Source organism: Castellaniella sp. WN, assembly GCF_054457555.1.
The window spans coordinates 69,739-94,448 of record NZ_JBTKZC010000002.1 but is presented as its reverse complement, the minus strand read 5'-3'; the positions used below and the strand labels follow the sequence as shown (position 1 = coordinate 94,448).

The 24,710-nt window shown below is 68.3% G+C and carries 24 protein-coding genes, 2 pseudogenes and 1 other annotated feature; all 26 genes and pseudogenes read left to right on the top strand.

Annotated features, from left to right (window positions below; all coding sequences use genetic code 11):
- The first annotated feature begins 15 nt into the window (after positions 1-15).
- Positions 16-825, top strand: a complete 810-nt coding sequence (locus ACTPOE_RS14305) for a cyclase family protein (protein WP_458872920.1) — start codon at positions 16-18, stop codon at positions 823-825.
- 98 nt (positions 826-923) lie between these two features.
- Entirely contained in the window at positions 924-2,090 is a 1,167-nt protein-coding gene (locus ACTPOE_RS14300) for an ABC transporter substrate-binding protein (RefSeq protein WP_458872919.1), read from the top strand.
- 63 nt (positions 2,091-2,153) lie between these two features.
- Positions 2,154-3,353, top strand: a complete 1,200-nt coding sequence (locus tag ACTPOE_RS14295; RefSeq protein ID WP_458872918.1) for an ABC transporter substrate-binding protein — start codon at positions 2,154-2,156, stop codon at positions 3,351-3,353.
- Positions 3,354-3,392: 39 nt separating this feature from the next.
- Positions 3,393-4,448, top strand: coding sequence for a branched-chain amino acid ABC transporter permease (locus tag ACTPOE_RS14290; protein WP_458872917.1), 1,056 nt, complete (start codon positions 3,393-3,395; stop codon positions 4,446-4,448).
- The gene (locus ACTPOE_RS14285; RefSeq protein WP_458872916.1) at positions 4,445-6,223 is read left to right on the top strand and encodes a branched-chain amino acid ABC transporter ATP-binding protein/permease; all 1,779 of its coding nucleotides are present in this window, start codon (positions 4,445-4,447) and stop codon (positions 6,221-6,223) included. Before ACTPOE_RS14290 ends, ACTPOE_RS14285 begins: the two co-directional genes overlap by 4 nt.
- Positions 6,220-6,954 carry an ABC transporter ATP-binding protein gene (locus ACTPOE_RS14280; RefSeq protein WP_458872915.1) on the top strand — a complete coding sequence of 245 codons (735 nt, stop codon included), beginning with the start codon at positions 6,220-6,222 and terminating at the stop codon, positions 6,952-6,954. The genes ACTPOE_RS14285 and ACTPOE_RS14280 overlap by 4 nt, the downstream gene beginning before the upstream one ends.
- Positions 6,941-8,533 (top strand): ATP-dependent acyl-CoA ligase, encoded by a 1,593-nt coding sequence (locus tag ACTPOE_RS14275; protein ID WP_458872914.1) that lies wholly within the window; start codon positions 6,941-6,943, stop codon positions 8,531-8,533. The genes ACTPOE_RS14280 and ACTPOE_RS14275 overlap by 14 nt, the downstream gene beginning before the upstream one ends.
- Before the next feature lie 106 nt (positions 8,534-8,639).
- The gene (locus ACTPOE_RS14270) at positions 8,640-9,221 is read left to right on the top strand and encodes a MarR family winged helix-turn-helix transcriptional regulator (protein WP_458872913.1); all 582 of its coding nucleotides are present in this window, start codon (positions 8,640-8,642) and stop codon (positions 9,219-9,221) included.
- Positions 9,222-9,473: 252 nt separating this feature from the next.
- A complete protein-coding gene (locus ACTPOE_RS14265; protein WP_458872912.1) occupies positions 9,474-10,631 on the top strand; it encodes an acyl-CoA dehydrogenase family protein in 1,158 nt (385 codons plus the stop codon).
- A 35-nt stretch (positions 10,632-10,666) separates the two neighbouring features.
- On the top strand, positions 10,667-11,023 hold the full coding sequence (locus tag ACTPOE_RS14260) for an IacB protein (protein WP_458872911.1): 357 nt from the start codon (positions 10,667-10,669) through the stop codon (positions 11,021-11,023).
- A gap of 33 nt (positions 11,024-11,056) precedes the next feature.
- On the top strand, positions 11,057-11,797 hold the full coding sequence (locus ACTPOE_RS14255) for an SDR family NAD(P)-dependent oxidoreductase (protein WP_458872910.1): 741 nt from the start codon (positions 11,057-11,059) through the stop codon (positions 11,795-11,797).
- A gap of 48 nt (positions 11,798-11,845) precedes the next feature.
- Positions 11,846-12,358 (top strand): flavin reductase, encoded by a 513-nt coding sequence (locus ACTPOE_RS14250; RefSeq protein ID WP_458872909.1) that lies wholly within the window; start codon positions 11,846-11,848, stop codon positions 12,356-12,358.
- Between the two features lie 109 nt (positions 12,359-12,467).
- A complete protein-coding gene (locus ACTPOE_RS14245; RefSeq protein ID WP_458872908.1) occupies positions 12,468-14,807 on the top strand; it encodes a bifunctional salicylyl-CoA 5-hydroxylase/oxidoreductase in 2,340 nt (779 codons plus the stop codon).
- On the top strand, positions 14,808-15,581 hold the full coding sequence (locus ACTPOE_RS14240; protein ID WP_458872907.1) for an SDR family NAD(P)-dependent oxidoreductase: 774 nt from the start codon (positions 14,808-14,810) through the stop codon (positions 15,579-15,581). It begins immediately after the preceding gene.
- A gap of 42 nt (positions 15,582-15,623) precedes the next feature.
- A complete protein-coding gene (locus ACTPOE_RS14235) occupies positions 15,624-16,478 on the top strand; it encodes an enoyl-CoA hydratase family protein (protein WP_458872906.1) in 855 nt (284 codons plus the stop codon).
- A gap of 1 nt (position 16,479) precedes the next feature.
- Positions 16,480-17,646: an acyl-CoA dehydrogenase family protein gene (locus ACTPOE_RS14230; RefSeq protein WP_458872905.1), complete on the top strand. Its 1,167-nt coding sequence runs from the start codon at positions 16,480-16,482 to the stop codon at positions 17,644-17,646.
- Between the two features lie 2 nt (positions 17,647-17,648).
- The gene (locus ACTPOE_RS14225; protein ID WP_458872904.1) at positions 17,649-18,080 is read left to right on the top strand and encodes an acyl-CoA thioesterase; all 432 of its coding nucleotides are present in this window, start codon (positions 17,649-17,651) and stop codon (positions 18,078-18,080) included.
- Between the two features lie 53 nt (positions 18,081-18,133).
- Positions 18,134-18,526: a RidA family protein gene (locus tag ACTPOE_RS14220; protein WP_458872903.1), complete on the top strand. Its 393-nt coding sequence runs from the start codon at positions 18,134-18,136 to the stop codon at positions 18,524-18,526.
- Positions 18,527-18,570: 44 nt separating this feature from the next.
- Positions 18,571-19,896 (top strand): annotated as a pseudogene (locus tag ACTPOE_RS14215) (3-hydroxyacyl-CoA dehydrogenase); the annotation flags it as partial.
- Positions 19,889-21,073 (top strand): acetyl-CoA C-acyltransferase, encoded by a 1,185-nt coding sequence (locus ACTPOE_RS14210; protein WP_458872902.1) that lies wholly within the window; start codon positions 19,889-19,891, stop codon positions 21,071-21,073. The pseudogene ACTPOE_RS14215 and the gene ACTPOE_RS14210, both read left to right, overlap by 8 nt.
- Before the next feature lie 93 nt (positions 21,074-21,166).
- The gene (gene upp / locus ACTPOE_RS14205) at positions 21,167-21,805 is read left to right on the top strand and encodes a uracil phosphoribosyltransferase (RefSeq protein WP_458872901.1); all 639 of its coding nucleotides are present in this window, start codon (positions 21,167-21,169) and stop codon (positions 21,803-21,805) included.
- A 165-nt stretch (positions 21,806-21,970) separates the two neighbouring features.
- The gene (locus tag ACTPOE_RS14200) at positions 21,971-22,294 is read left to right on the top strand and encodes a DUF883 family protein (RefSeq protein WP_458872900.1); all 324 of its coding nucleotides are present in this window, start codon (positions 21,971-21,973) and stop codon (positions 22,292-22,294) included.
- Positions 22,295-22,304: 10 nt separating this feature from the next.
- Positions 22,305-22,760: a phage holin family protein gene (locus ACTPOE_RS14195; protein ID WP_458872899.1), complete on the top strand. Its 456-nt coding sequence runs from the start codon at positions 22,305-22,307 to the stop codon at positions 22,758-22,760.
- Complete coding sequence (locus ACTPOE_RS14190) at positions 22,757-23,116, top strand: hypothetical protein (RefSeq protein ID WP_458872898.1); 360 nt, start codon at positions 22,757-22,759, stop codon at positions 23,114-23,116. The genes ACTPOE_RS14195 and ACTPOE_RS14190 overlap by 4 nt, the downstream gene beginning before the upstream one ends.
- A 140-nt stretch (positions 23,117-23,256) precedes the next feature.
- A pseudogene (locus ACTPOE_RS14185) lies at positions 23,257-23,412 on the top strand (integrase); the annotation flags it as partial.
- 48 nt (positions 23,413-23,460) lie between these two features.
- Positions 23,461-24,698, top strand: a protein-coding gene (locus ACTPOE_RS14180; protein WP_458870381.1) for an IS3 family transposase whose coding sequence is annotated in 2 segments (ribosomal slippage) — positions 23,461-23,743 and positions 23,743-24,698 — 1,239 coding nt in all. Because the reading frame shifts where the segments join, the coding sequence is not laid out codon by codon here.
- Positions 23,742-23,858: a sequence feature (AL1L pseudoknot), on the top strand. It overlaps the preceding gene by 117 nt.
- Positions 24,699-24,710: the final 12 nt, after the last annotated feature.

Below are 24,710 nucleotides of genomic sequence, written 5' to 3'. Positions count from 1 at the left end.
CTGGAGAAGCAAAGCATGACATCCCATACCGATCCGGCGACGGGCGCCGAAGCCCTGATGGGGTTCGCCCGGGCCTTGCTGGGAGGCGGCATCCGCGTCGTCGACCTCACTCAGACCCTGACGCCCGAATTCCCGCAGATCGCGCTGCCGCCCGAATTCGGCCAGTGCTGGCCTTTCCGCATCGAGGAAGTCTCGAAATACGACGAGCGCGGGCCGGGCTGGTACTGGAACAACTTTTCCTGCGGCGAGCATACCGGTACGCACTTCGACGCCCCCATTCACTGGATTTCCGGCCGCGACCTGCCCGACAACTCGGTGGACACCATCCCGGTTCGCCATTTCGTGGCGCCCGCCTGCGTCATCGACTGCTCGCCGCAGGTGAAGGATGACCCGGACTACCTGCTGACCATCCGGGACATCGAGACGTGGGAGTCTTCGCATGGCCGCATTCCGGCGGGCTCGTGGGTGCTGATGCGCACCGACTGGTCCAAGCGCGCCGACCCCGGGCAATACCAGAACTACGACGAAACCGGCCAGCATACGCCGGGGCCCAGCGCCGAGGCCGTGCGCTTTCTGATCGAGCAGCGCGACGTGCTGGGGTTCGGCTCCGAGGCGATCGGCACCGATGCGGGCCAGGGATACCATCTGCGCCCGCCCTATCCCTGCCACTACCTCATGCATGGCGCCGGCCGCTATGGCTTGCAGTGCCTGTGCAATCTGGATCTGCTGCCCGCCAGCGGCGCGGTGCTGATCTGCCCGCCGCTGAAGATCGAGAAGGGCAGCGGCAGCCCCCTGCGGGTGCTGGCCCTGGTGGCGGACGCCTGAAGCAGGCGCCCGCGCCGGATGTCCGGCATTCCGTCTCCATGTTTCATAAATGAATTTTTAATGAATAAATACTTTGGTCCTTTATGAAGGAGTCCGTGATGAAGTCTCTTCGCTCCCTGCGCCTCCTGGCCGCAACCGCTTCGGCAGCGGCCATGATCGCCGCGATCCCCTCGGCCCACGCGGCCGACTACAAGGTCGGATTCATCACCTCCCTGGTGGGTCCGGTTTCCTCGCTGGGCATTCCCTACCAGAAGGGCATCCAGGCGGGGCGGGCCTACCAGTCCGAGATCGATGGGAGGAAGGTCCAGCTCATCCAGCTGGACGATGCCTCGGATCCCAGCACGGCGGCGCGCAATGCCCGCAAGCTGATCGAAGAGGACAAGGTCGATGCCATCATCGGTACGGCCGGCTCGCCAGGCGCCCTGGCCATTGCCGCGGTGGCGCGCGAATCCAGGACGCCGCTGATCTCGATCGCCCACGCCGATCTGTCGGGCGCCGAGGCCGAATGGGTCGTGACGGTGCCGCAGCCCGCCGCCCTGATGATCAGCGCCGTGGTCGATCACATGAAGCAGGCCGGCGTCCATACCCTGGGCTACATCGGCTTTTCGGATGCCTGGGGGGACCAGGTCTACGAGGCGCTGGAGAAGACGGCGCCGGCGGCGGGTATCGAGGTCGTGACCAACGAGCGTTACGCGCGCGGCGACGCATCGGTGGCGGGCCAGGTGCTGAAGATCGTCTCCCGGCATCCCGACGCCGTGATCACGGGGAATTCGGGCACGCCCGGCGCGCTGCCGTACCTGGCGCTGGCCGACCGCGGCTACAAGGGCAAGCTCTACGGTACCCACGCCCTGATCAATCCGGCCTTCATCAATGTCGCGCGCAGTTCCGTCGAAGGCCTGCTGGCGCCGACCGGTCCGGTCATCGTGGCCGAACAGCTGCCCGGAGACAATCCCATCCGCAAGGTGGCGATGGCCTATCGGGACGCGTACCAGAAGGCCAATGGCGCGCCGGCCGCCGATGCGTTTTCCGCCTATTCCTTCGACGCCTGGCTGATCTTCCTGGACGCGGCCAGGCGCGCTTCGGCCACCGCCGAGCCGGGCACGCCGGAATTCCGCATGGCGCTGCGCGATGCGATCAACAGCACCAAGGAACTGGTGGGCACTCACGCGGTCTACAACTTCCGGCCGGACACGACCTACGGCACGGACGAGCGTTCCCGCGTGGTGGTCCGGCTCGAAAAGGGTCAATGGAAGCTGGTTCCCTGATCGGCAATGGCCGGCCGCCGGCCCGGTCCGGCGGCGGCCCGCCCACGATTCCTGGAGAGACTCATGGCCTCGTTTCTGGAAATGTTCGCGGCGCCGCGCGCGCTGCGCTGGCTGGCCCTCGCCGGCGCGTCCTGCCTGTCGATCGCCGCCTGGGGGGCGGACTTGAAGGTCGGGGTGATCAGCTCGCTGTCCGGGCCGGTGTCGGCGCTGGGCATTCCCTATGAAAGGGGCGTGCGCGCCGCGCATGCCCGGATGCCCGAGGTGGCCGGCCACAAGGTCGAGGTCATCGTTCTGGACGATGCCTCCGATCCTGCGACGGCCGCGCGCAATGCGCGCAAGCTGGTCAACGAGGACAAGGTGGACGTGCTCATCGGCACCTCGGGCGTTCCCGGCGCGATGGCCATCGCCGCCGTCGCGCAGGAACTGAAGACGCCCCTGATCTCGCCCACGCCCGTTTCGCTGCCCGGGATGGAGCACGACTGGACGGTGGCGGCCTCGCAGCCGTTCGATCTGATGGTGTCGGCGGTGGTCAAGCGCATGAAGGCCGAGGGCGTCGGGACCGTGGCCTTCATCGGCTTCTCCGACGCGCTGGGGGATCTGGCCTACGATTCGCTGGTCCGCAGCGCCGGAGAACTGGGCATCGAGGTCGTGGCCAACGAGCGGTATGCGCGCGGCGACATGTCGGTCGCCGGCCAGGTGCTGAAGATCATCGGCAAGCGGCCCGACGCCGTCTTCGCGGGCAACAGCGGCACGCCGGGCGCGCTGCCGTACCTGGAGCTCGCCAATCGTCATTATTCCGGGCGGATCTATGGCACCCACGGCCTGATCAATGCCGATTTCGTCCGTGTGGGCGGCCGTTCGATCGAAGGTCTGGAGGTCCCCAGCGGACCGGTGCTGGTGGCCGGGCAGTTGCCGGCCGGCGATCCGATCCGCGAGGCGTCGATGGCGTTTCGCGCCTCGTACATGCAGCTGTATGGCGCGCCGCCGACGGACGCCTTCTCGGCCTATACCTATGACGCCTATCTCGTGCTCGCCGACGCCGCCGCGCGGGTCGGCGGGGACGCGGGGCAGCCGGGCACGCCGGCCTATCGGCAGGCGCTCAAGGACGCCATCGTATCGACGCGGGAGCTGGCCGGCACGCACGGCATCTACAACTTCGGGCGCGACAGCCGCTACGGCTCTGACGAACGCGCGGTCGTCATGGTGCGCATGGAAGGCGGACAGTGGAAGCTGGCCGCGCAGCCGAAGCCGCCGGGCCGCTGAACGGCGGCCCGCGGCGATGAAACGAAGGGATTTGACATCATGACATGGGATATCGCCCTCATCCTGGGCATCGACGGCCTGGCCAACGGTGCCATCTACCTGCTCGCGGGCCTGGGGCTTGTGCTGGTCTTTTCGGTCACGCGCGTCGTGTTCGTGCCGTTCGGGGACATCGCGGCCTTCTCCGCCCTGAGCCTGGCGGCCTTCGAGGCGGGCCGGGTGCCGCCGACCATCGGCCTGGTGGCTTTCCTGGCAGCGGCGGCGCTGCTGACGGAGCTGGGAAGCCTGGTCCGCAAGGGCGAGGGGCGCCGCATCCCCCGCGCGCTGCTGCTGTGGGGAGGGTTGCCCCTGATCCCCTGCCTGATCGCCTGGGCGGCCGCGCGTGCCGGGGCGCCGGCGCCCGTCCAGGTGATCGCGTCGGTGCTGCTGGTGGTGCCGATGGCGCCGCTGCTGGCGCGCGTGGTGTTCCAGCCCATCGCCGACGCCTCCGTGCTGGTGCTGCTGATCGTGTCCCTCGCCCTGAGCTTCCTGCTCTCCGGCCTGGGCCTGCTGTTCTTCGGACCCGAGGGCACGCGCACGGCGCCCCTGGCGATGGGCTCCCTGACGCTGGGCGGCGGGGTCGAGGTCGGCGGCCAGGTGATCCTCATGGTGGGCATGGCGATCGTGCTCAGCGGCCTGTTCTTCCTCGCCTTCGAGCGGACCGCGATGGGCAAGGCGCTGCGCGCCACGGCGATCAACCGTGTGGGGGCGAGGCTGGTGGGGATCCGCCCCGCTCGCACCGCCCTGCTGGCCTACGGCTATTCATCCCTGCTGGCGGGATTCATCGGCATCCTGATCGCGCCCGTCACCACCATGTATTACGACTCCGGCTTTCTCATCGGCCTGAAGGCCTTCGTGGCCGCCATCATCGGCGGCCTGGTGAGCTATCCGGCCACGGCCCTGGGCGCTCTGGCCGTCGGTGTGTTCGAAAGCTTCGCGTCTTTCTGGAGTGGTGCGCTCAAGGACGCGATCGTGTTCAGTCTGCTGATTCCCGTGCTGATGGCGCGCTCTTATCTGGCGCGCCACCACGAGGAAGAAGCCGAGGAGATCGATCAATGAAACTGTTCGCCTCCAGGATTTCGGTGGCGGTGCTGGTCGCCGCCCTTGTCCTCCCGCTGTTCGCGGGCACTTTCACGGTCTCGCTGTTCAATGAGATCGGCATCGGCGCCCTGGTTGCCCTGGGGCTGGTCCTGCTGACCGGCGTGGGCGGCGCGACGTCGTTCGGCCAGGCGGCTTTCGTGGGGATCGCCGCCTACGCCAGCGCATGGCTGACGACCGTCCACGGGATGTCGCCCTGGCTGGGCCTGCCGTTCGCGCTGCTGTTGACGGGGCTGTCCGCCCTGGCGATCGGCATGCTGACCCTGCGCCTTGGGGGGCACTTCCTTGCCCTGTCGACGATCGCCTGGGGCCTGTCGATCTCCATGCTGTTCGGCAATCTTGAAGCTCTGGGCCGGCATACCGGCCTGTCGGGCATCCCGCCCGTGACGATCGGCGGCTGGTCGCTGATGGAGCCGCGGGCCATGTACTACCTCGTCTGGACGATGGTCGGCCTGGCGTTCCTGTTCAGCCGCAACCTGCTCGATTCCCGTCCGGGTCGCGCCATCCGGGGACTGCGCGGCGGTGCGACGCTGCTGGCCAGCGTCGGCGCGGACGCCTACCGGCTGCGGCTGTCCCTGTTCGTCACGGCCGCGCTGCTGGCCGGCCTGGCGGGCTGGCTGTACGCGCACATGAACCGGTTCGTCAGCCCCTCGCCGTTCAGCGTGCACGCCAGCATCGAATACCTGCTGATGGCGGTGGCCGGCGGCCTGGGCAGCCTGGCGGGCGCCCTGGCGGGGTCCGGCCTGGTGCTGGTCCTCAAGAACGTCCTGCAGGATGTTCTGCCGTGGCTCACGCAGCGCTCCGGCCAGCTCGATTCCATCGTGTTCTCGGCCCTGTTCATCGCACTGCTGCATTTCGCCCGTGGCGGCCTGATGGCCTACGTGCGCCGCTGGCGGCGACGCCATGGTCCGGGCCGTCCGGCCGCGGCGTCCGAGGCGCCGGCCCGGCCACTGCCGAATCGCGCCATGCCGGCCCGGGGGACGCCGATCCTGTCGGTACAGGGCGCGGTCAAGCGTTTCGGCGGCCTGATCGCCGTCAACGATGTCAGCTTCGAACTGAACGCGGGCGAGATTCTGGGACTGATCGGGCCGAATGGCGCCGGCAAGTCCACTATGTTCAACCTGCTGACCGGCACGATCTCCATGACCTCCGGCCGGGTGCGGTTCCTGGGGCGCGACGTGTCCGGCATGCGGCAGCTCGAGATCGCCCGCCTGGGCCTGGGGCGCACGTTCCAGCACGTCAAGCTGCGCCCGCACATGAGCCTGCTGGACAATGTGGCGCTGGGCGTCCATGCCAGGACGAGGCCCAGCATCCTGCGCGCCGGATTGCGCCTGGACCGGGAGGAGGAGCGCCGGATCCTGCACGAGGCGCGGCGTCAGCTCGACCGGATCGGCCTGGGCGACCGCGCCCATGAAATGGCCGGCAGTCTGCCGCTGGGCACCCAGCGCGTCCTGGAGATCGCGCGCGCGCTGGCCTCCGATCCCGTCCTGCTGGTGCTGGACGAGCCCGCCGCGGGCCTGCGGCGCCAGGAGAAGATGGCGCTGGGCAAGCTGCTGCGCAAGCTGCGGGAAGAGGGCATGACCATCCTGATCGTGGAGCATGACATGGATTTCGTGATGAACCTGGTGGACCGGCTGGTGGTGATGAACTTCGGTTCCAAGCTGGTGGAAGGTCCGCCGGCGGTCGTGCGCGCCGACGAGCGGGTGCAGGCCGCCTATCTGGGAGGGGCCCTATGAATGCGCCGATGCTGGAGGTGGGGGACCTGCGGGTCGCGTATGGGCGGGTCGAGGCGGTGCGCGGGGTCTCGATCGCCTTGTTGCCCGGGCAGATCGTTTCGGTGATCGGTCCCAATGGGGCGGGCAAGACGACGCTGCTGTCGGCGGTGATGGGCCTGCTGCCCTCGCAAGGCATGCTGCGCTTCGAGGGGGAGGACCTGGGCGGCCTGGACGTCGAGGCGCGCGTGGAGCGCGGCCTGTGCCTCGTGCCCGAGACGCGCGAACTGTTCGGCGAGCTTTCGGTGCTGGACAACCTGCGCCTGGGGGCGTATTCGCGCCGGTTGCGGCCGCAGGCCCTGCGAGGCCGCCTGGATTCCGTGTATGCGCGCTTTCCCCGGCTGGCGGAGCGGCGTTCGCAGCGGGCCGACACCCTGTCCGGGGGCGAGCGCCAGATGCTGGCGGTCGGGCGCGCGCTGATGTCGGCGCCGCGCCTGCTGATGCTCGACGAACCGAGCCTGGGGCTGGCGCCGCTCATCGTCAGGGAGATCCTGTCGATCGTGCGCGCATTGCGCGAGGACGGCGTGTCGATCCTGCTGGTCGAGCAGAATGCCCGGGCCGCTCTGGAGAGCTCCGATTTCGGCTACGTGCTGGAAACCGGGGAGATCGCCCTGTCGGGCGATTCGGCGGCTCTTTCCGAGGACGCGCGGGTGCGGGCCACCTATCTGGGAGGAGGAACCGATGACGATGCATGACGAGCTGCCGCCCGGGCAGCGGACGGTGCCGCGGATGCTGTTGCGCCAGGCGGAGTTGTTCGGCGGGCGGCCGGCCCTGAGGCTGGGCGCGGCTCGCTGGACGCACGCGGACGCCGCGCCGATCGCCACGCGGCGGGCGGGCGCGTTGCGCGCGGCCGGCGTGGGCAAGGGGGATCGCGTCGCGGTCATGAGTTCGAACCGGGAAGAAGTCCTGGAGGTCTTTCTCGGCTGCGGCTGGTCGGGCGCCGTCGCCGTGCCGGTCAACACCGCCTCCCGAGGGCCGCAGATCGAGTATTTCCTGACCAACAGCCAGGCGCGGCTGCTGGTGATCGAGGCGCAATATCTGGAGCGGCTGGCCACGGCGGACCTGGGCAAGACTTCCCTGCGGCGGATCTGGGTGCTGGACGGCGCCGATGCGGCGGGCGCGATCGGCGAGGTGCCGTCCGGGCCCTGGCCGCCCGGCGGGCCGGCGCTGGAGGCCGAGGCGATGGGGCCGGGCGATACCCTGGCGATCCTCTACACCTCCGGCACCACGGGTCCGTCCAAGGGTGTGCTCTGCCCGCATGCGCAGTACTACTGGTGGGGCGTCAACACCTTGCGCGTCCTGGGGGTGACTCGGGACGATGTCCTGTGCACGACGCTGCCCCTGTTCCACATCAATGCCCTCAATACCTATGCGCAGGCCGCGCTGTCCGGTTGCGAGGCGGTGTTCGAGTCGAAGTTCTCGGCCTCGGGCTTCTGGGCCTCGATGAGTGCCCGCGGCGCGACCGTCGTATACTTGCTCGGCGCCATGGTGCCGATCCTGCTTGCGCAGCCGGAAGGGCCGGCGGAACGGGAGCACCGCGTCCGGATCGGGCTGGGGCCTGGAGTGCCCGCCCAGGCCGGCGAGGCATTCCAGGCGCGCACCGGCGTGCGGCTGCTCGAGGGCTATGGCTCGACGGAAACGAATTTCGTGATCGGCGCCGCGCCGGATTCGCCCCGGCGCGGGGTAATGGGCCGGGTCCTGCCCGGATTCGAGGCGCGCGTGGCCGACGAGGACGACGTGGAAGTGGCCGATGGGCAGGCCGGAGAATTGCTTTTGCGCGCCCGGGAACCCTATGCCTTCGCCTCGGGCTATTTCAACATGCCCGAAAAGACGGTCGAGTCCTGGCGCAACCTGTGGTTCCACACCGGCGATCGGGTGCTGCGCGAAGCCGATGGCGCGTTCCGCTTCGTGGATCGGATCAAGGATGCGATCCGCCGGCGCGGTGAGAACATCTCGTCTTTCGAGGTCGAGCAAGTGTTGCTGAGCCATCCCGCCGTGGCGGCGGCGGCCGTCTATCCCGTCGGTTCGGAACTGGCCGAGGACGAGGTCATGGCGGCGCTGGTCGCGCGATCCGGGCAGGAACTGGACTTGCCGGGACTGTCGGCCTGGTGCGAGTCCCGGCTGCCGCATTTCGCCGTGCCGCGCTACATCGACGTGCTGGAGGACTTGCCGCGCACCGAGAACGGCAAGATCCAGAAGTACAAGCTGCGCGAACGCGGTGTGACCGCGGCGACCTGGGAACGTCCCCAGGCGCCACGCAAGCATCGGGGTTGAGCGCGGGATGGTTGTTTTATCCTTGCGGGTGGCGAACCGTTCGCAACGGCGCAAGACGAGGGAATCCGATATGGCTGGCAGTTCGATCGAAGGGGGGAGAGTGCGCATGACCGCTCATGCCAAACATTTCCGTCTGGTGCAGTCTCTGGGCGATGATCATATCGGCCTGGAGGCGCGCGCGCAGATCGATGATCACATGGAAACCAGGATCTGGCTGCGCCTGCTGGCCTGCAGCACGCAGATCGAGCACCAGATCCGCCAGCTGCTGCGCGTGCGCTTCGCGACCAGCCTGCCCCGGTTCGACTACCTGGCGCAGCTGGACCGGCATTCGGAGGGTCTGCGCATGAACGTGCTGTCGCGCTACCTGATGGTGACCGGCGGCAATGTGACCGGCCTGACGGATCAGCTCGTCAAGGAAGGGCTGGTGCGCCGCATCGTCAATCCGGAGGACCGCCGGTCCTGGCGTGTGACCTTGACCGACAAGGGCCGCGCCGAGTTCGCGGAGATGGCCGCCGAGCACGAACGCTGGCTGGTGGAGATGTTCAAGGGCCTGCCCGTGGAGAGCCGGGATGCTCTGTACGAGCACCTGGGCCACCTGAGAGTCCATCTGGCGGATCGCCAGGCCGAGGTCGAGGCCGAAGCCGTGGCCCGCGCGCCGGGCCGGCGCGCGGGCAAGGTCCCCGTCTGATTCGGGATATTCCCTATTGATCCGCCTTGCCTTGCTCAATAGCATTACAACTAAATATATGATTTTGGATTTATTTATTTGCAAAGACGAGAGACCCGCCGCCCGTCGATAAGCTGCGGGGTGTTCCAAGCGTTCTTTTCCGCTATTTAGTTCAAAAATCAATTGAAATCGGAAATAAATTGCGCGAGGCGATCCGATGCCCCAGCGCATTCAGGCAGCAACACGACAAGCCCCGATCCATGGAGACGACAGATGACCGACACCACTCCCTTGCCCCCGGGCATCCGTTCGCATGCCGAACTGGACGAACTCTTGCGGGATATCCACGCGCGCCGACGGGAATTCGAGGCCTTGGGGCATATCCCCCAGGACATCATCGATCGCTTCAAGGCCCTGGGCGTCTACCGTGCCCTGGTCGCCGCGCGCTTCGGGGGCGACGAGTGCTCGCCCGCCGAGTTCTGCCGCCTGATCGAACGGATCTCCCAGGCCGACGGTTCAGCGGGCTGGGTCGCCAGCTTCGGCATCGGCCCGATCTATCTGTCGGCCTTGCCGGTCGCCACCCTGGAAACTCTATATGCGAGCGGGGGCGTGGATCAGGTCTTCGCCGGCGGAATCTTTCCGCCGCAGCCGGCGCAGGCCGTCGAAGGTGGGCACAAGGTCGTCGGCCGCTGGCAATTTTCCAGCGGCAGCATGGGAGCGGACGTGGTCGGGGTCGGCATCATTCCGGCCGTCAAGGACCAGGCGCCCTTGCCGCGGATGGCCGTCATGCGCCGGGACCAGATCCGGATCGAACCGAACTGGGACGTCATGGGCCTGAAGGCGACCGGCAGCAACGATCTGGTGGCCGACGGCGTCGTGGTGCCCGACGAGTGGACCTTCGTGCGCGGCGGCGCCTCGTCCCTGGACACGCCGCTGTTCCGTTATCCGGCGCTGGCGTTCGCGGCGCAGGTGCTGGCCGTGGTCGGGCTGGGCATCGGCCGCGGGGCGATCGACGAAGTCCTTCGCATGGCCGGGAACCGCAAGTCCGTGACCGGCGCTCCGAATCTGGGGGATCGCGTCTACGTGCAGCTCGAAGTCGCGCGGATCGAGGCTGAATTGCGCGCCGCGCGCAGCTGGTTCTACGAGGCGATCGACGACGCCTGGCGGGTGCTCGTGGCCGGCGGCAAGCCAGAGGATCATCTGATCAGCATGCTGCGCCTGTCGGCGACGCACGCCGCCCGGGTCGGGGCCGATGTGGCCCGCCGCGCCCAGATGCTCAGCGGCATGACCGGCGTGTACGAGTCCAGCCCGCTGGCCCAGCAGGTGCGCGACGCCCAGATGGTGACCCAGCACGCCTTCATGGGCGACATCACGTACCAGAACGCGGGCGCCATGCGCTTCGGCCTGTCGCCCCTGCCGGGCTATCTCTGAGCACGGCCCGTCCCGATCCATTTCAGGAGAACCTCATGGAAAACAAGAAACTGCTGCGCGTGTTGTTCTGCATCGGCGTCAATCAGAATTTCATGGATGGCACCGCCCAGGACATGAAAGACGTCTGGGGGGCCTTCCTGGTCATGATGCGCGGCATCCGGGACCTGCCCGGGGTGCGTGTGCTGGGCAACCTGGACGACGATCAGACCATGGTGGGGCCTTCGATCCAGTTCCCCTGGACCACCTATGTGCTGGCGGACGTCCCGGATTACGACACCGTGGCCGCCGCCTGCAACCTGTTCCGTGTCACGCCCGTGGGCGACGGCACGCACAAGCTGTGGAAATACATGCGGGTCGAAGCCCGCATCGGCCGCGAACTGATCATCGATTGACGCCGCGTCCGGCGCGTTTCCAGGAGAGACACCATGGATCAGATCGCCCTCGTGACCGGCGCCGCCCAGGGGCTGGGGTTCGCCATCGCGGAACGCCTGCATGCGGCCGGGTTCAAGGTGGCCGTCACCGACCATCGGCTGGACCTGGCGCGGCAGGCCGCGGCGCGCATCGACGCCGGGGGCGAGCGCGTGCTGCCTCTGCGGCTCGACGTCACGCGCAAGCCTGATTTCGAAACGGCGCTGGCCGCCGCCCTGGAGCGCTGGGGACAGTTGCAGGTTCTGGTCAACAACGCCGCCATGACCAAGGCCACGCCCGTGATGGACATCAGCCCCGAGGAGTTCGACGCGGTGCTGGGCACCAACCTGCGCGGCACGTTGTTCGGCTGCCAGGTCATGGGAGCGCACATGGCCCGGGCGGGGTACGGCCGCCTGATCAACATGGGCTCGCTGGCGGGCCAGAACGGCGGCACGGCCACCGGGGCGCATTATGCCTGCTCGAAGGGCGCGATCATCACGCTCACCAAGATCTTCGCAAGGGAACTGGGGCCTCTCGGCGTCACGGCCAACGCGGTTTCTCCCGGCCCGATGGACCTGCCTTCGGTGCGCGCGCTCGTCCCGCCGGAAAAACTGGAACAGATCGTCCAGGGGATTCCCGTGCGGCGCCTGGGCGACGCGCGGTTCGTGGCCGACCTGGTCGTCCGGCTGGCTTCCCGGGAAGCCGGTTTCGTCAACGGCGCCACCTGGGATGTCAACGGCGGTCTTTTCATGCGGTAGCCGCCCGGAGCGGGCGGGCCGTCCCATACCGATCATCAGGAGAACGCCGTGGCAGACGCGGAGACCTTTCGCAACGCGATGGCCATGCTGGCGGGCGCGGTCAACATCATCACCACCGACGGCCCCAGCGGTCTGGCCGGATTTACCGCGACCGCCGTGTGCAGCGTCACGGACCGGCCGCCCACGCTGCTGGTCTGCATGAACCGCTCGTCCTTCGCGCACCAGTTCTTCCAGGGCAACAGCGTATTGTGCGTCAACGTCCTCGGCGCATCCAACAAGGAAGCCCCGGCCCTCTTCGCGAATCGCGAGTTCTCGATGAGCGAGCGCTTCGATCGCGTCCAGTGGGGACGGCTCGTCACGGGCAGTCCGCTGCTCGACTGCGCCATCGTCAGCTTCGATTGCCGCATCACGAACACCAGCACGGTCGGATCGCACAGCATTTTCCTCTGCGAAGTCCAGGACGTCCGGCGCGGCACGGGACGGGGCGGCCTGGTGTATTTCAACCGCGACTACCACCAGGTGGGTTCCGATGCGCCGCCGGTCCCGCCGGCCGGGAATTGATGCGGAGGCGTGTCCGGATGAGATCGCCGCCATTTCGATTGACAGACATTTGCTTTAGAAATAAATTAAATATAAATAAACTAAATACCACGATACCAGGAGACACGAGATGAAGATCGTTTGCATCGGTGGCGGGCCGGCCGGCCTGTATCTGGCCCTGCTCATGAAGAAGCTGAACGCGCGGCACGAGGTCGTCGTCGTCGAGCGCAACCGGCCCTACGACACGTTCGGCTGGGGCGTGGTGTTCTCCGACGCCACCATGGACAACATGCGGCAGTGGGACCGCGAGACGGCCGACGAGATCCAGGAGGCCTTCAATCACTGGGACGACATCGAGCTGCGCTTCAAGGGGCGCACCATCCGGTCGGGAGGGCACGGTTTCGTGGGGATCGGCCGCAAGAAGCTGTTGAACATCCTGCAGGCGCGTTGCGAGCGGCTGGGCGTCGAACTGGTCTTCGAGACCGAGGCGGACTCCGACGACGCCTATCCGGACGCGGACCTGGTCGTCGCCAGCGACGGCATCTTCTCCAGGATCCGGGGCAAGTACGCCGACACCTTCCAGCCGGACATCGTCACGCGCCCGAACCGCTATATCTGGCTGGGCACGAACAAGCTCTACGACGCTTTCACCTTCGACTTCCGCAAGACCGAGCACGGCTGGTTCCAGGCGCACATCTACAAGTTCGACGAAAAGACCACCACCTTCATCGTCGAATGTCCCGAGCACGTCTGGCTGGCGCATGGCCTGGACAAGGCCGACCAGCGGCAGTCGATCGCTTTCTGCGAAAAACTGTTCGACGAGGGCAACCTGGAGGGCGCGAAGCTGATGACCAACGCGCGCCACCTGCGCGGGGCGGCGTGGCTGAACTTCCAGCGCGTGGTGTGCGGACAATGGTGGCTCGAGAACGCGCACGGCAGCCATGTCGTGCTGATGGGCGACGCGGTGCATACGGCGCACTTCGCGATCGGCTCGGGCACCAAGCTGGCGATCGAGGACGCCATCGAGCTCACGCGCCAGTTCCAGCTGCTGGGCGACGACACGGCGCACATTCCCGAGGTGCTGGCCGCCTACCAGGAGGCGCGCCGCATCGAGACTCTGCGCCTGCAGAACGCGGCCTGGAACGCGATGGAATGGTTCGAGGTCTGCGGCGAGCGCTACTGCGACCAGTTCGAGCCCGAGCAGCTCATGTATTCCATGCTGACGCGCAGCCAGCGCATCAGCCATGAAAACCTGCGCCTGCGCGACAAGGCATGGCTGGAAGGCTACGAACGCTGGTTCGCCGAACGGGCGCATGTGCCCACGCAGGCAGGCCGCGTCACGCCGCCCATGTTCACTCCCTGGACGGTGCGGGGCCTGACGCTCAAGAACCGCGTCGTGGTCTCGCCCATGGCCCAGTATTCGGCGGTGGACGGCTTGGTGGGGGATTACCACCTGGTGCACCTGGGCGCGCGCGCCCAGGGCGGCGCCGGCCTGGTGTTCGCCGAGATGACCTGCGTCAGCCCCGAAGGCCGCATCACCCCGGGCTGCCCGGGCCTGTACCGGCCCGAGCACACGGTGGCGTTCAAGCGGATCGCCGACTGGATCCACGACAACACCGACGCCAGGTTCGCCATCCAGATCGGTCACGCGGGCGCCAAGGCCTCCACGCGCCGGGCCTGGGACGGCATCGACCAGCCGCTGCCGGAAAGCAACTGGCCCCTGATCTCGGCCTCGCCGCAGCAGTACCTGGAAGGCGTGAGTCAGGTTTCGCGAGCCATGACGCGGGCCGACATGGATGAGGTCAAGGCGCAGTTCGTGGCGGCCGCGCGCGCCGCCGACGAGGCGGGCGCCGACTGGCTGGAACTGCACTGCGCCCACGGTTACCTGCTGTCGTCCTTCATCTCGCCGCTGACCAATCACCGGACGGACGAATACGGCGGTCCGCTGGACAACCGGCTGCGCTATCCGCTGGAGGTGTTCGAGGCGGTGCGCGCGGTCTGGCCCCAGGACAAGCCAATGTCGGTGCGCATTTCCGCGCACGACTGGGTCGAGGGCGGCATCACGCCCGCGGACGCCGTGGAGGTCGCACGCGCTTTCAAGCGGGCCGGCGCGGACATGATCGATGTGTCCTCGGGGCAGGTGAGCAAGCGGGAAAAACCGTTCTACGGGCGCATGTTCCAGACGCCGTTCGCCGACCGGATCCGCCAGGAGGCGGGGATTCCCACGATCGCGGTGGGCGCGATCAGCGAGGCCGATCACGTCAACAGCATCCTGGCCGCGGGCCGTGCGGACCTGTGCGCGGTGGCGCGTCCGCATCTGGCCAATCCGGCCTGGACGCTGACCGAGGCCGCCAAGATCGGCTACATCGGCACCGAATGGCCCAGGCAGTACCGTTCGGCCAAACAGCAGATGGAGAGCAATTTCGCGCGGGAAAAGGCCCTCCAGGCCGTGGCCGCGCGGGGGCACTGAATGAACGCCGGGAAGACGGCCGGACGCCATGCCCTGGTGACCGGCGGCGGCCGGGGCATCGGCGCGGCCATTGCCCTGCGTCTGGCCGCCGATGGCTTGCGGGTGACGGTCCTGGGCCGGAGCGGCGGGCCGGTCGAGGCCCTGGCGGCCCGGGACCCCGGGCGCCTGCACGCCGTGACCGCCGACGTGGTCGACGCGGAGCAGGTCGCCCGCGCGCTGGCCGGCGCCCAGGCGCGTTTCGGACCGGTGCATGTTCTGGTCAACAACGCCGGCCAGGCGGAAAGCGCGCCCTTCCTGAAGACCGACGCCGGCCTGTGGCAGCGCATGCTGGCGGTGAACCTGACGGGGACGATGGTCTGCACGCAGGCCGTCCTGCCCGGCATGCTGGAGAGCGGCTGGGGCCGCGTCGTCAATGTGGCGAGCACGGCCGGGCTGGCGGGCTACGCCTACGTGTCGGCGTATTGCGCCGCCAAGCACGGCGTGATCGGTCTGACGCGCGCGCTCGCGCTCGAACTGGCGACCCGGGGCGTCACCGTGAACGCGGTCTGCCCCGGCTACACCGATACCGACCTCGTGCGTGAAAGCGTCGCGCGTGTGGCGGCCAAGACCGGCCGCGATCCGCGGGATGTGCGCGCCGAGTTCGCCAAGACCAACCCCCAGGGCCGCCTGGTGACGCCCGAGGAAGTGGCCGACGCCGTGTCCTGGCTGTGCGGCGAGGGGGCGGGCGCGGTCACCGGCCTGTCGCTGCCCGTCAGCGGCGGCGAGGTCATGTAGCCCGATGGCGCGCAAGACGTGAAACAACGAGGAGAGTTCCCGATGAGTGACGACCCGATCGATCCCCGGCTTCTGGCCGGAAACCGGCGCCCCCTGGCCGGCTACCGCGCGACCCATTTCCTGTGGACGGTGGAAGGGGATGTGGCGACGATCACGCTGAACCGCCCGGAGCGCAAGAATCCGCTGACTCTCGACAGCTACGCCGAGCTGCGGGACCTGTTCCACGGCCTGAAATGGGCCGACGACGTGAAGGCGGTGGTGGTGGCCGGCGCCGGGGACAATTTCAGTTCGGGCGGCGACGTCCACGACATCATCGGCCCGCTGGTGCGGCTCAAGGCGCCGGAACTGCTGATGTTCACTCGCATGACGGGCGAACTGGTCAAGACGATGCGCGCCTGTCCGCAGCCCATCGTGGCGGCGGTGGATGGCGTCTGCGCGGGGGCGGGCGCCATCATCGCCATGGCCTCCGATCTGCGCCTGGGCACGGAGCGCAGCAAGACGGCCTTCCTGTTCAATCGGGTCGGCCTGGCCGGCTGCGACATGGGCGCCTGCGCCATCCTGCCGCGCATCGTCGGCCAGGGCCGCGCCAGCGAACTGCTCTATACCGGCCGCGGCCTGGGCGGGGCGGAGGGCGAGCGCTGGGGCTTTTTCAATCGTCTGTGCGAACCCGAGGCGCTGCTGGCCGAGGCCCGGGCGCTGGCGGCGCAGCTGTCCCGGGGGCCGAGCTTCGCCAACGGAATCACAAAGACCATGCTGCACCAGGAATGGGCCATGACCATCGAGCAGGCGATCGAGGCCGAGGCCCAGGCCCAGGCGCTGTGCATGCTGACCCAGGATTTCACGCGCGCCTACGAGGCCTTCGTGGCCAAGCAAAAACCGGTCTTCGAGGGGAATTGACGTGGCCGACCTGTCCTACCTGGAATGGCCGTTCTTCGAGCCGCGCCACCGCGAACTGGCCATGGCGCTCGACGCCTGGGCGGGCGCGCATGCCGGGGTCGCGCACGGCCCGGACGTGGATGAAGAGTGCCGCGCGCTGGTGCGCGCGCTGGGACGGGATGGCTGGTTGCGCCATGCCGTCGCGGGCACGGCCCACGGCGGCACGGGCGAAGTCATCGACACCCGGGCCGTCTGCCTGATCCGGGAAACGCTGGCCCGCCATTCCGGTCTGGCCGATTTCGCCTTCGCGATGCAGGGCCTGGGGTCGGGCGCGATCTCGCTGCACGGTACGCCCGGGCAGCGAGATCGCTATCTCGCGCCCGTGGCCGCGGGCGAGGCGATCGCCGCCTTCGCCCTGTCCGAGCCGGATGCGGGCTCGGACGTGGCCGCGATGGCCTGCGCGGCGCGCGCCGAGGGCGACGACTACGTCCTCGATGGCGAGAAGACCTGGATTTCCAACGGCGGCATCGCCGATTTCTATGTCGTCTTCGCCCGCACGGGCGAGGCGCCGGGCGCGCGCGGCATCACCGCCTTCATCGTCGATGCGGATACGCCGGGCCTGGAAATCGCGGAACGGATCGAGGTGATCGCGCCGCATCCCCTGGCGCGGCTGCGGTTCGACGCGTGCCGCGTGCCCGCGTCCCGGCGTCTGGGCGCGGCGGGCGAGGGGTTCAAAGTGGCGATGCGCACGCTGGACGTGTTCCGCACGTCCGTGGCGGCGGCGGCGCTGGGGTTCGCCCGGCGCGCGCTGGACGAGGCGCTCGGACGCGCCACCACGCGGAGGATGTTCGGCGGCGTGCTGGCGGATTTCCAATTGACGCAGTCGAAGCTGGCGCGGATGGCCACGGCGATCGACAGCGCCGCCTTGCTGACCTACCGGGCGGCGTGGCTGCGCGACCGGGGCGGCCGGGTGACGCGTGAGGCGGCGATGGCCAAGATGACGGCGACCGAGAACGCCCAGCGGGTGATCGATGACGCGGTGCAGATGTTCGGCGGGCTGGGCGTGGTCAACGGCCAGCCGGTGGAGCGGCTGTACCGCGAAATCCGGGCCCTGCGCATCTACGAAGGCGCCACCGAGGTACAGCGGCTCATCATCGCGCGCGAACTGCTGCGCCCGGCGGACGCCTGACGATGACGGCCCCTGCCGCCCCCTCGTCCGCCGCGCACTTCGCGCGCGAGTATCCGATCCGCTTCTCGCATTGCGATCCAGCCGGCATCGTGTTCTTCCCGCAGTATCTGGTGCTGTTCAACCAGCTGGTCGAGGACTGGTTCACCGACGGCCTGGGGATTTCCTATGCGCGCATGCTGGGGCCGCGCCGCATCGGACTGCCCATCGTCCGCCTGGAATGCGATTTTCGCGCCGTCGGCCGGATGGGCGAGACGCTGCGCTTCGGCCTGGCCGTCGAGCGGATCGGCGGCAAGTCGTTGACGCTGGCGCTGGAAGCCAGCGGGGACGGAATCCTGCGGGTCGCTTCGCGTCAGGTTCTGGTGTTCACGGACCTGGACACCCATCGCGCCATCGTTTTGCCCGAGGACGTCCGCGCCGCCCTGGCGGCGGCCTAGTGTCCTGTCTCCGGCGCGGCTTTCGCTTCGTTTTTTCGATAAGGAGAATTCCCATGCAAGTCCTACTTCCTCCCGGTTGGCCGCGTCCCAAGGGTTATGCGAACGGCGTGGCCGCGCGCGGCCGCATGGTGTGTGTGGCGGGCATGATCGGCTGGGATGCGCAGGGCGTGTTCCATACGGACGACATGGCGGGCCAGGTGCGTCAGGCTCTGCGGAACATCATCGAGGTGCTGCGAGAAGGGGGCGCGCGGCCCGAGCATATCGTGCGCATGACCTGGTACGTGACCGACAAGGATGAATACGTCGCGGCCTATCCGGAAATCGGCAAGGCGTTCCGCGAACTCATCGGCAGTTTCAATGCCGCGATGACCGCCATCGAGGTCGCCGCGCTGATCGAGGACCGCGCCAAGGTCGAGATCGAAGCCACGGCCGTCATCCCCGACTGAGGCCGATCATGTCCGATCCGGCTTTTCAGGAAGGGGTGGACGATGCGGCGCGCGCGGGATTGGCCCATGCGTTCTTCGCCGAGCGCGAGACGGCCAAGGTGCCCGAGGCCGCCGCGGCCTCGCCTCGCGTCATCCAGTCGATCGGGGTGGTCGGAGGCGGCACCATGGGCGCGGGCATCACCGTGGCGGCCCTGCTGGCCGGCTACCGGGTTGGCATGGTGGAGCGCGACGCCGCGGGGGTCGCCCGGGGCCGGGCCAACGTCGAGGCGATCCTGGACGGGCTGGTGACCAGGAAGCGCCTGCCGGCCGGGGATCGCGACGCCGTGCTGGCGCGTTGCGGCGGCGCGGACGATTATGCGTCGTTGCGGGCCTCCGACCTGGTGATCGAGGCCGCGTTCGAGGACATGGCGGTCAAGCAGGCCGTCTTCGCGGAGCTGGACCGCGTCTGCAAGCCGGGCGCCATCCTGGCGACCAATACGTCCTATCTGGATGTCGGCGCCATCGCGGCCGGCACATCGCGGCCCGCGGACGTCATCGGCCTGCACTTCTTCTCGCCCGCCCACGTGATGAAACTGCTGGAGATCGTCGTGCCCGCGACGGCCGGCCCCGACGCGGTGGCGAGCGCCTTCGCTCTGGCGCGGCGGCTGGACAAGATCCCCGTGCGGGCCGGGGTGTGCGACGGCTTCATCGGCAACCGGATGCTCGCCGCCTACCGCCAGGCGGCCAACGTGATGATGGAGGACGGGGCCTCTCCCTATGCCATCGACGCAGCCTTGCGCCGCTTCGGCTTTCCCATCGGGCCGTTCCAGGTCTACGATCTGGCGGGCGGCGACATCAATTGGGCCATGCGCAAGCGCCAGGCGGCGATGCGGGATCCCCGCGCCCGCTATGTGCGGGTCGCCGATCGCCTGTGCGAGCGCGGCTGGTTCGGACAGAAGACGGGGCGCGGCTGGTATCGCTACGCGCCGGGCGGGCGCGCCGGGGCCGAGGATCCCGAAGTGCTGGCCATCGTCGAGTCCGAGCGCACCCGCGCGGGCGTGGCCCCGCGGACCTTCGGCGAGGAGGAAATCGTGCGCCGCTGCGTGGCGGCGATGGTGAACGAAGGCGCGAACATCGTCCGCGAAGGGATCGCGCTGCGCCCGCTGGACGTCGATGTCGTGCTGCTGCATGGCTACGGCTTTCCGCGCCGTCTGGGCGGGCCGATGCATTATGCCGATGCCGTGGGGCTGGCGTCGATCCTGGCCGACATCCGCTCGTATGTCCGGGACGATCCCCTGTTCTGGCGGCCGTCCCCCCTGCTGACGCGGCTGGTCGAGCAGGGGCGCGATTTCGCCAGCCTGAACCGGCCCAAAAGGAGTTTCCATGCGTGAAGCCGTCATCGTTTCCACCGCGCGCACGCCGCTCACCAAATCGCATCGGGGCGAGTTCAACCTGACGCCGGGCCCGACGCTGGCCGCCTTCGCCGTCCGGGCGGCCGTGGAGCGCGCCGGGATTGATCCGGGGCGGATCGAGGACGTGATCCTGGGCACCGGCTATCCCGAGGGCGCCACGGGCCGCAATCTCGGCCGCCAGGCCGCCGTCCGGGCGGGCTTGCCCGTCTCGGCGGCTGGCCAGACAGTGAGCCGGTTCTGCGCCTCGGGCCTGCAGGCGATCGCCGTCGCGGCCGGGGCCATCGCGGGAGGCGCCCGGGCGGTGGTCGCAGGCGGTGCCGAGAGCATTTCGCTGTTGCGCCGGCCCGCCCCTGGCGAGCCGGATCCGACGCTGGATCCCTGGATCGAATCGCATTATCCGGCGCTGTATATGAGCATGCTGGAAACCGCGGATATCGTGGCGGCGCGCTACGGCATCGACCGCGAGGACCAGGACCTGTTTTCCCTCGAAAGCCAGCGCCGCGCCCATGCGGCCCAGCAGGCGGGCCGGTATGACGAGGAAATCGTGCCCTGCGCGACGATCATGGCCGTGACCGACAGGGCGACCGGAGCGGTGAGTCATCGGGCGATCACGGTCGCCGCCGATACTTGCAACCGGCCGGGCACGACTTATGAAGCGCTGGCTGCCCTGGCGCCGGTGCGGGGGGCGGGCCAGTTCGTCACGGCGGGCAACGCGTCCCAGCTTTCGGACGGGGCCTCGGCCTGCGTGGTGATGGAGGCCCGGGAGGCCGAGCGCCTGGGCCTGTCGCCCCTGGGGGCCTTCCGGGGTTTCGCCGTCGCGGGTTGCGAGGCGGACGAAATGGGCATCGGTCCCGTCTTCGCCGTCCCCCGCCTGCTGGAGCGGCACGGGCTGAAGGTCGAGGACATCGACCTGTGGGAGCTCAACGAGGCCTTCGCCTCCCAGTCCCTGTATTGCCAGCGGCGGCTGGGCATTCCTCCGGAGCGGCTGAACGTCGACGGCGGCGCGATCGCCCTTGGCCATCCCTTCGGCATGACCGGGGCCAGGCTGGCGGGCCACGTGCTGCTGGAGGGCCGGCGCCGCAAGGCGCGCCACGCCGTTGTGACGATGTGCGTCGCCGGGGGCATGGGGGCGGTCGCGCTGTTCGAGATTTTCTAGTGCGGAGCCCGATGCCCGGGGCCCGTTTCCGGTCGTCGCGGCCGCGCAGCGAGTTACACTGCATCACGACCTGCCTTCGACGACCGAGCCGCCATGCCCATCCATGAAATCCGCCACCCCCTGATCCGCCACAAGCTGGGCCTGATGCGGCGTGCGGACCTCAGCACCAAGAATTTCCGCGAGATGGCCCAGGAAGTCGGCGCCCTGCTGACCTATGAGGCCACCAAGGACCTGCCGCTGGAGCCCGTGCGCATCGCCGGCTGGGCCGGCGAGGTCGACGTCGAGAAGCTGGCCGGAAAGAAGGTCACCGTAGTGCCCATTCTGCGCGCCGGCATCGGCATGCTGGACGGCGTGCTCACGCTGATCCCGGGCGCCAAGGTCAGCGCGGTGGGCATCGCGCGCAACGAGGAAACCCTGCAGGCCCAGCCTTACCTGGAAAAGCTCGTCGGGCAGCTGGACCAGCGCCTGGCGCTGATCGTCGATCCCATGCTGGCCACGGGCGGCTCCATGGTGGCCACCATCGACATGCTCAAGCAGGCCGGCGCCCGTACCGTGCGCGCCCTGGTGCTGGTGGCCGCGCCCGAGGGCATCGCCGCCGTCGAGCGCGCCCATCCGGACGTGCACATCTACACCGCCTCCATCGACGACCACCTGAACGAGAATGGCTACATCATCCCCGGCCTGGGCGACGCCGGCGACCGCATCTTCGGTACGCGGCAGAAGGCGGATTGATCGCCGGTCTTTCGCCGACGCCCGGGGCGGTGCGGCGCGAAGGCCTGTTTCCGCCGCCGGTCCGTCCGTTCTTGATCCGCATCAGCTATCTCATGTTTTGATACATCGGGTTTGCCTGGATCGGGTAGGATGAAACTTCGTCATTCCCTCATACAGGAGTTGTCCATGGCCACTCGCAAGCAAATCGCCACGCAATCCGCGGGAGACGCGTTGATCGAAGACTTGAAGTTCAGCCTGGACCAGGCCGAAAAGCTCCTGCGCGAAGCCGCCGAGGCGACGGAAGAAAAGGCCGCCGATCTGCGCGCCCGGGCGCTGAAGGCGCTGGACCAGGGCCGTGAAGCGCTGTCCGAAACGCAGGCCAGCCTGCTGGAGCAGGGGCGCAAGGTCGCGCATGATACCGACGAATACGTCCAGTCCAACCCCTGGAAGGCCGTCGGGATCGCCGGGGTGGCCGGCCTGCTGCTGGGCGCGCTGCTGTCCCGTCGCTAGGCCCTGATCGATGGGACCGCTCGGCCGCGCGTTCTCCGACCTGGCCGCCCAGGTGGCGGCCCTGGCCGGCACTCGCCTGGAACTCTTCGGGCTGGAGGCCCGGGACGCCGGCGACCGCCTGTTGTGCCGTCTGGCGGCGCTGCTGGCGGCGGCGGTCTTCCTGCTGCTCGCGCTGCTGGTGGCCACGCTGGCCCTGGCCCTGGTCTTCTGGCCGACCGAATACCGTTTCCTGGCCCTGAGCCTGCTGGCGCTGCTGTACGCGGTGCTGGGCGCGGGTCTGGCCGGCTGGCTGATCCATCGCCTGCGGCACGACCCCGATCCGTTCGCCGTGACGGCCGAAGTGTTGCGCGAGGACGCCGGGGCGCTGGCCGGCACGGCGGAACCTCCGGCCCACGGCGGCGGTCCGTCGGGCCGCGCCGTCGCGTCCCCCCCGCAGGATGATCCGATCCCGGAGGATGTGCCATGAGCCATCGGCCCGACGATCGCGCCGCACCCTCGACCGCGGCGGACCGCCGCCTGCGCATCGAGTTGCTGCGCATGCGCGCCGGCTACGAGCGCCTGGCCATCCGGCGCGGCGCCTGCCGGCTGGCCGACGAATTGCGGCCCGAAGTCCTGGTGGCCCATGCGCGCGATCGCCTGGGATCGGTCGGGCTGGGCTGGCTGGGTGGCGGGCTTCAGGCCTTGCGCCGCTACCCTGTGCTGCTGTCGCTCTTGACGTCGGTGGTGTCCAACCGCCGGCGGCGCGGCATCGCCCTGAAGACGGCCCTGATCGCCGGCCTGGTCTGGCTGGGCAAGCGCCGGCACCACGATCCGGACGCCTGAATTTTTTGCCGCCGGGCCGCCCCAAGGCAAAAAGCGCCCCCTCGGGGGGGCAGCAAGCCGAAGGCGCGGCGTGGGGGTATTTTTTGCCGCCGGGCCGTCCCAAGGCAAAAAGCGCCCCCTCGGGGGGCAGCAAGCCGAAGGCGCGGGAATGGCTGGCCGAGGTGCGCAAGAACGCCGCCCGCAAAGCGCCGACCATGAAGGAGTTTTGCCACACCTTCATGGAGGACTACTCCAAGCAGCGCAACAAGCCCAGCACGCAGCGCGGCTATCAGGGCGTCATCGACCGTTGCATCATGAATCACCCCGGGTTTTGAGGAGGCTCCAAGCTTTGAGAGAATGGAGCCATGGTCAACAATCAAACCAAATTTTCACCTGAGATCCGTGAACGGGCCGTGCGCCTGCTCCTGGAACACCGCGACGAGTACGCGTCGCAGTGGGCTGCCGTCACATCGATTGCACCCAAGATTGGCTGCTCGCCGCATTCGCTGCTCAAATGGGTTCGGGCCCAGGAGGTGGAGACGGGTGTACGTGCCGGTATCCCGCAGGCCGAGCAGGAACGCATCAAGGCGCTGGAGCGCGAGGTCAAGGAGCTGCGCCGAGCCAACGAGATTCTAAAGACGGCCAGCGCTTTTTTCGCCCAGGCGGAGCTCGACCGCGTCCTGAAGAAATAAACGCCTACATCGATCAGCACCGAGACTTGTACGGGGTCGAGCCGATCTGCAAGGTATTGCAGGTCGCCCCGTCAGCCTACAGGCGCCATGCCGCCCGGTGTCGCAATCCAGATCTACGCAGCCACCGGGCCAAACGGGACGAGCAGCGCATGGTCGACATCTACCGCGTCTGGGATCAGAACTTCCAAGTCTACGGCGCGCGCAAGATCTGGCGCCAGATGCATCGGGAGAACATGCCCATTGCCCGCTGTACGGTCGAGCGACTCATGGGCCGCCTGGGGATCGAGGGAGTGCGCCGGGGCAAGCGGATACGCACGACGGTTCCCGATGCCTCCAAACCCTGCCCGCGCGATCTGGTGCGTCGGGCCTTCCATGCTGATCGACCCAATCGCCTGTGGGTGGCTGACTTCACCTACGTATCCACTTGGCAGGGATGGATGTACGTGGCCTTCGTCATCGATGCGTATGCCAAGCGCATCGTGGGCTGGCGCACGAGCTCGCGGATGACCACAGACTTCGTGCTCGATGCCCTGGAGCAGGCGCTCTACGACCGGCACCCCGATCCGGCCGCAGGCCTTGTCCATCATTCGGATCGCGGTTCGCAGTACGTGTCGATCCGTTATTCCGAACGGCTGGGCGAGGCGGGTATCAGCCCTTCGGTGGGGGCCACGGGCGACGCCTATGACAACGCCCTGGCCGAGACCATCAACGGCCTGTACAAGGCAGAACTGATTCATCAGCGTGGCCCCTGGAAGACCAAGGCTGCCGTGGAATTAGCCACCTTGGAATGGGTGGCCTGGTTCAATCATCAGCGGCTGCTGGAATCGATTGGCGACATCCCCCCCGCCGAGGCCGAACAACGGTACTATCAAGTGCTTGCAACACCCGCTGCTGAGGCGGTTTTACTTTAACCAAACAGCCTC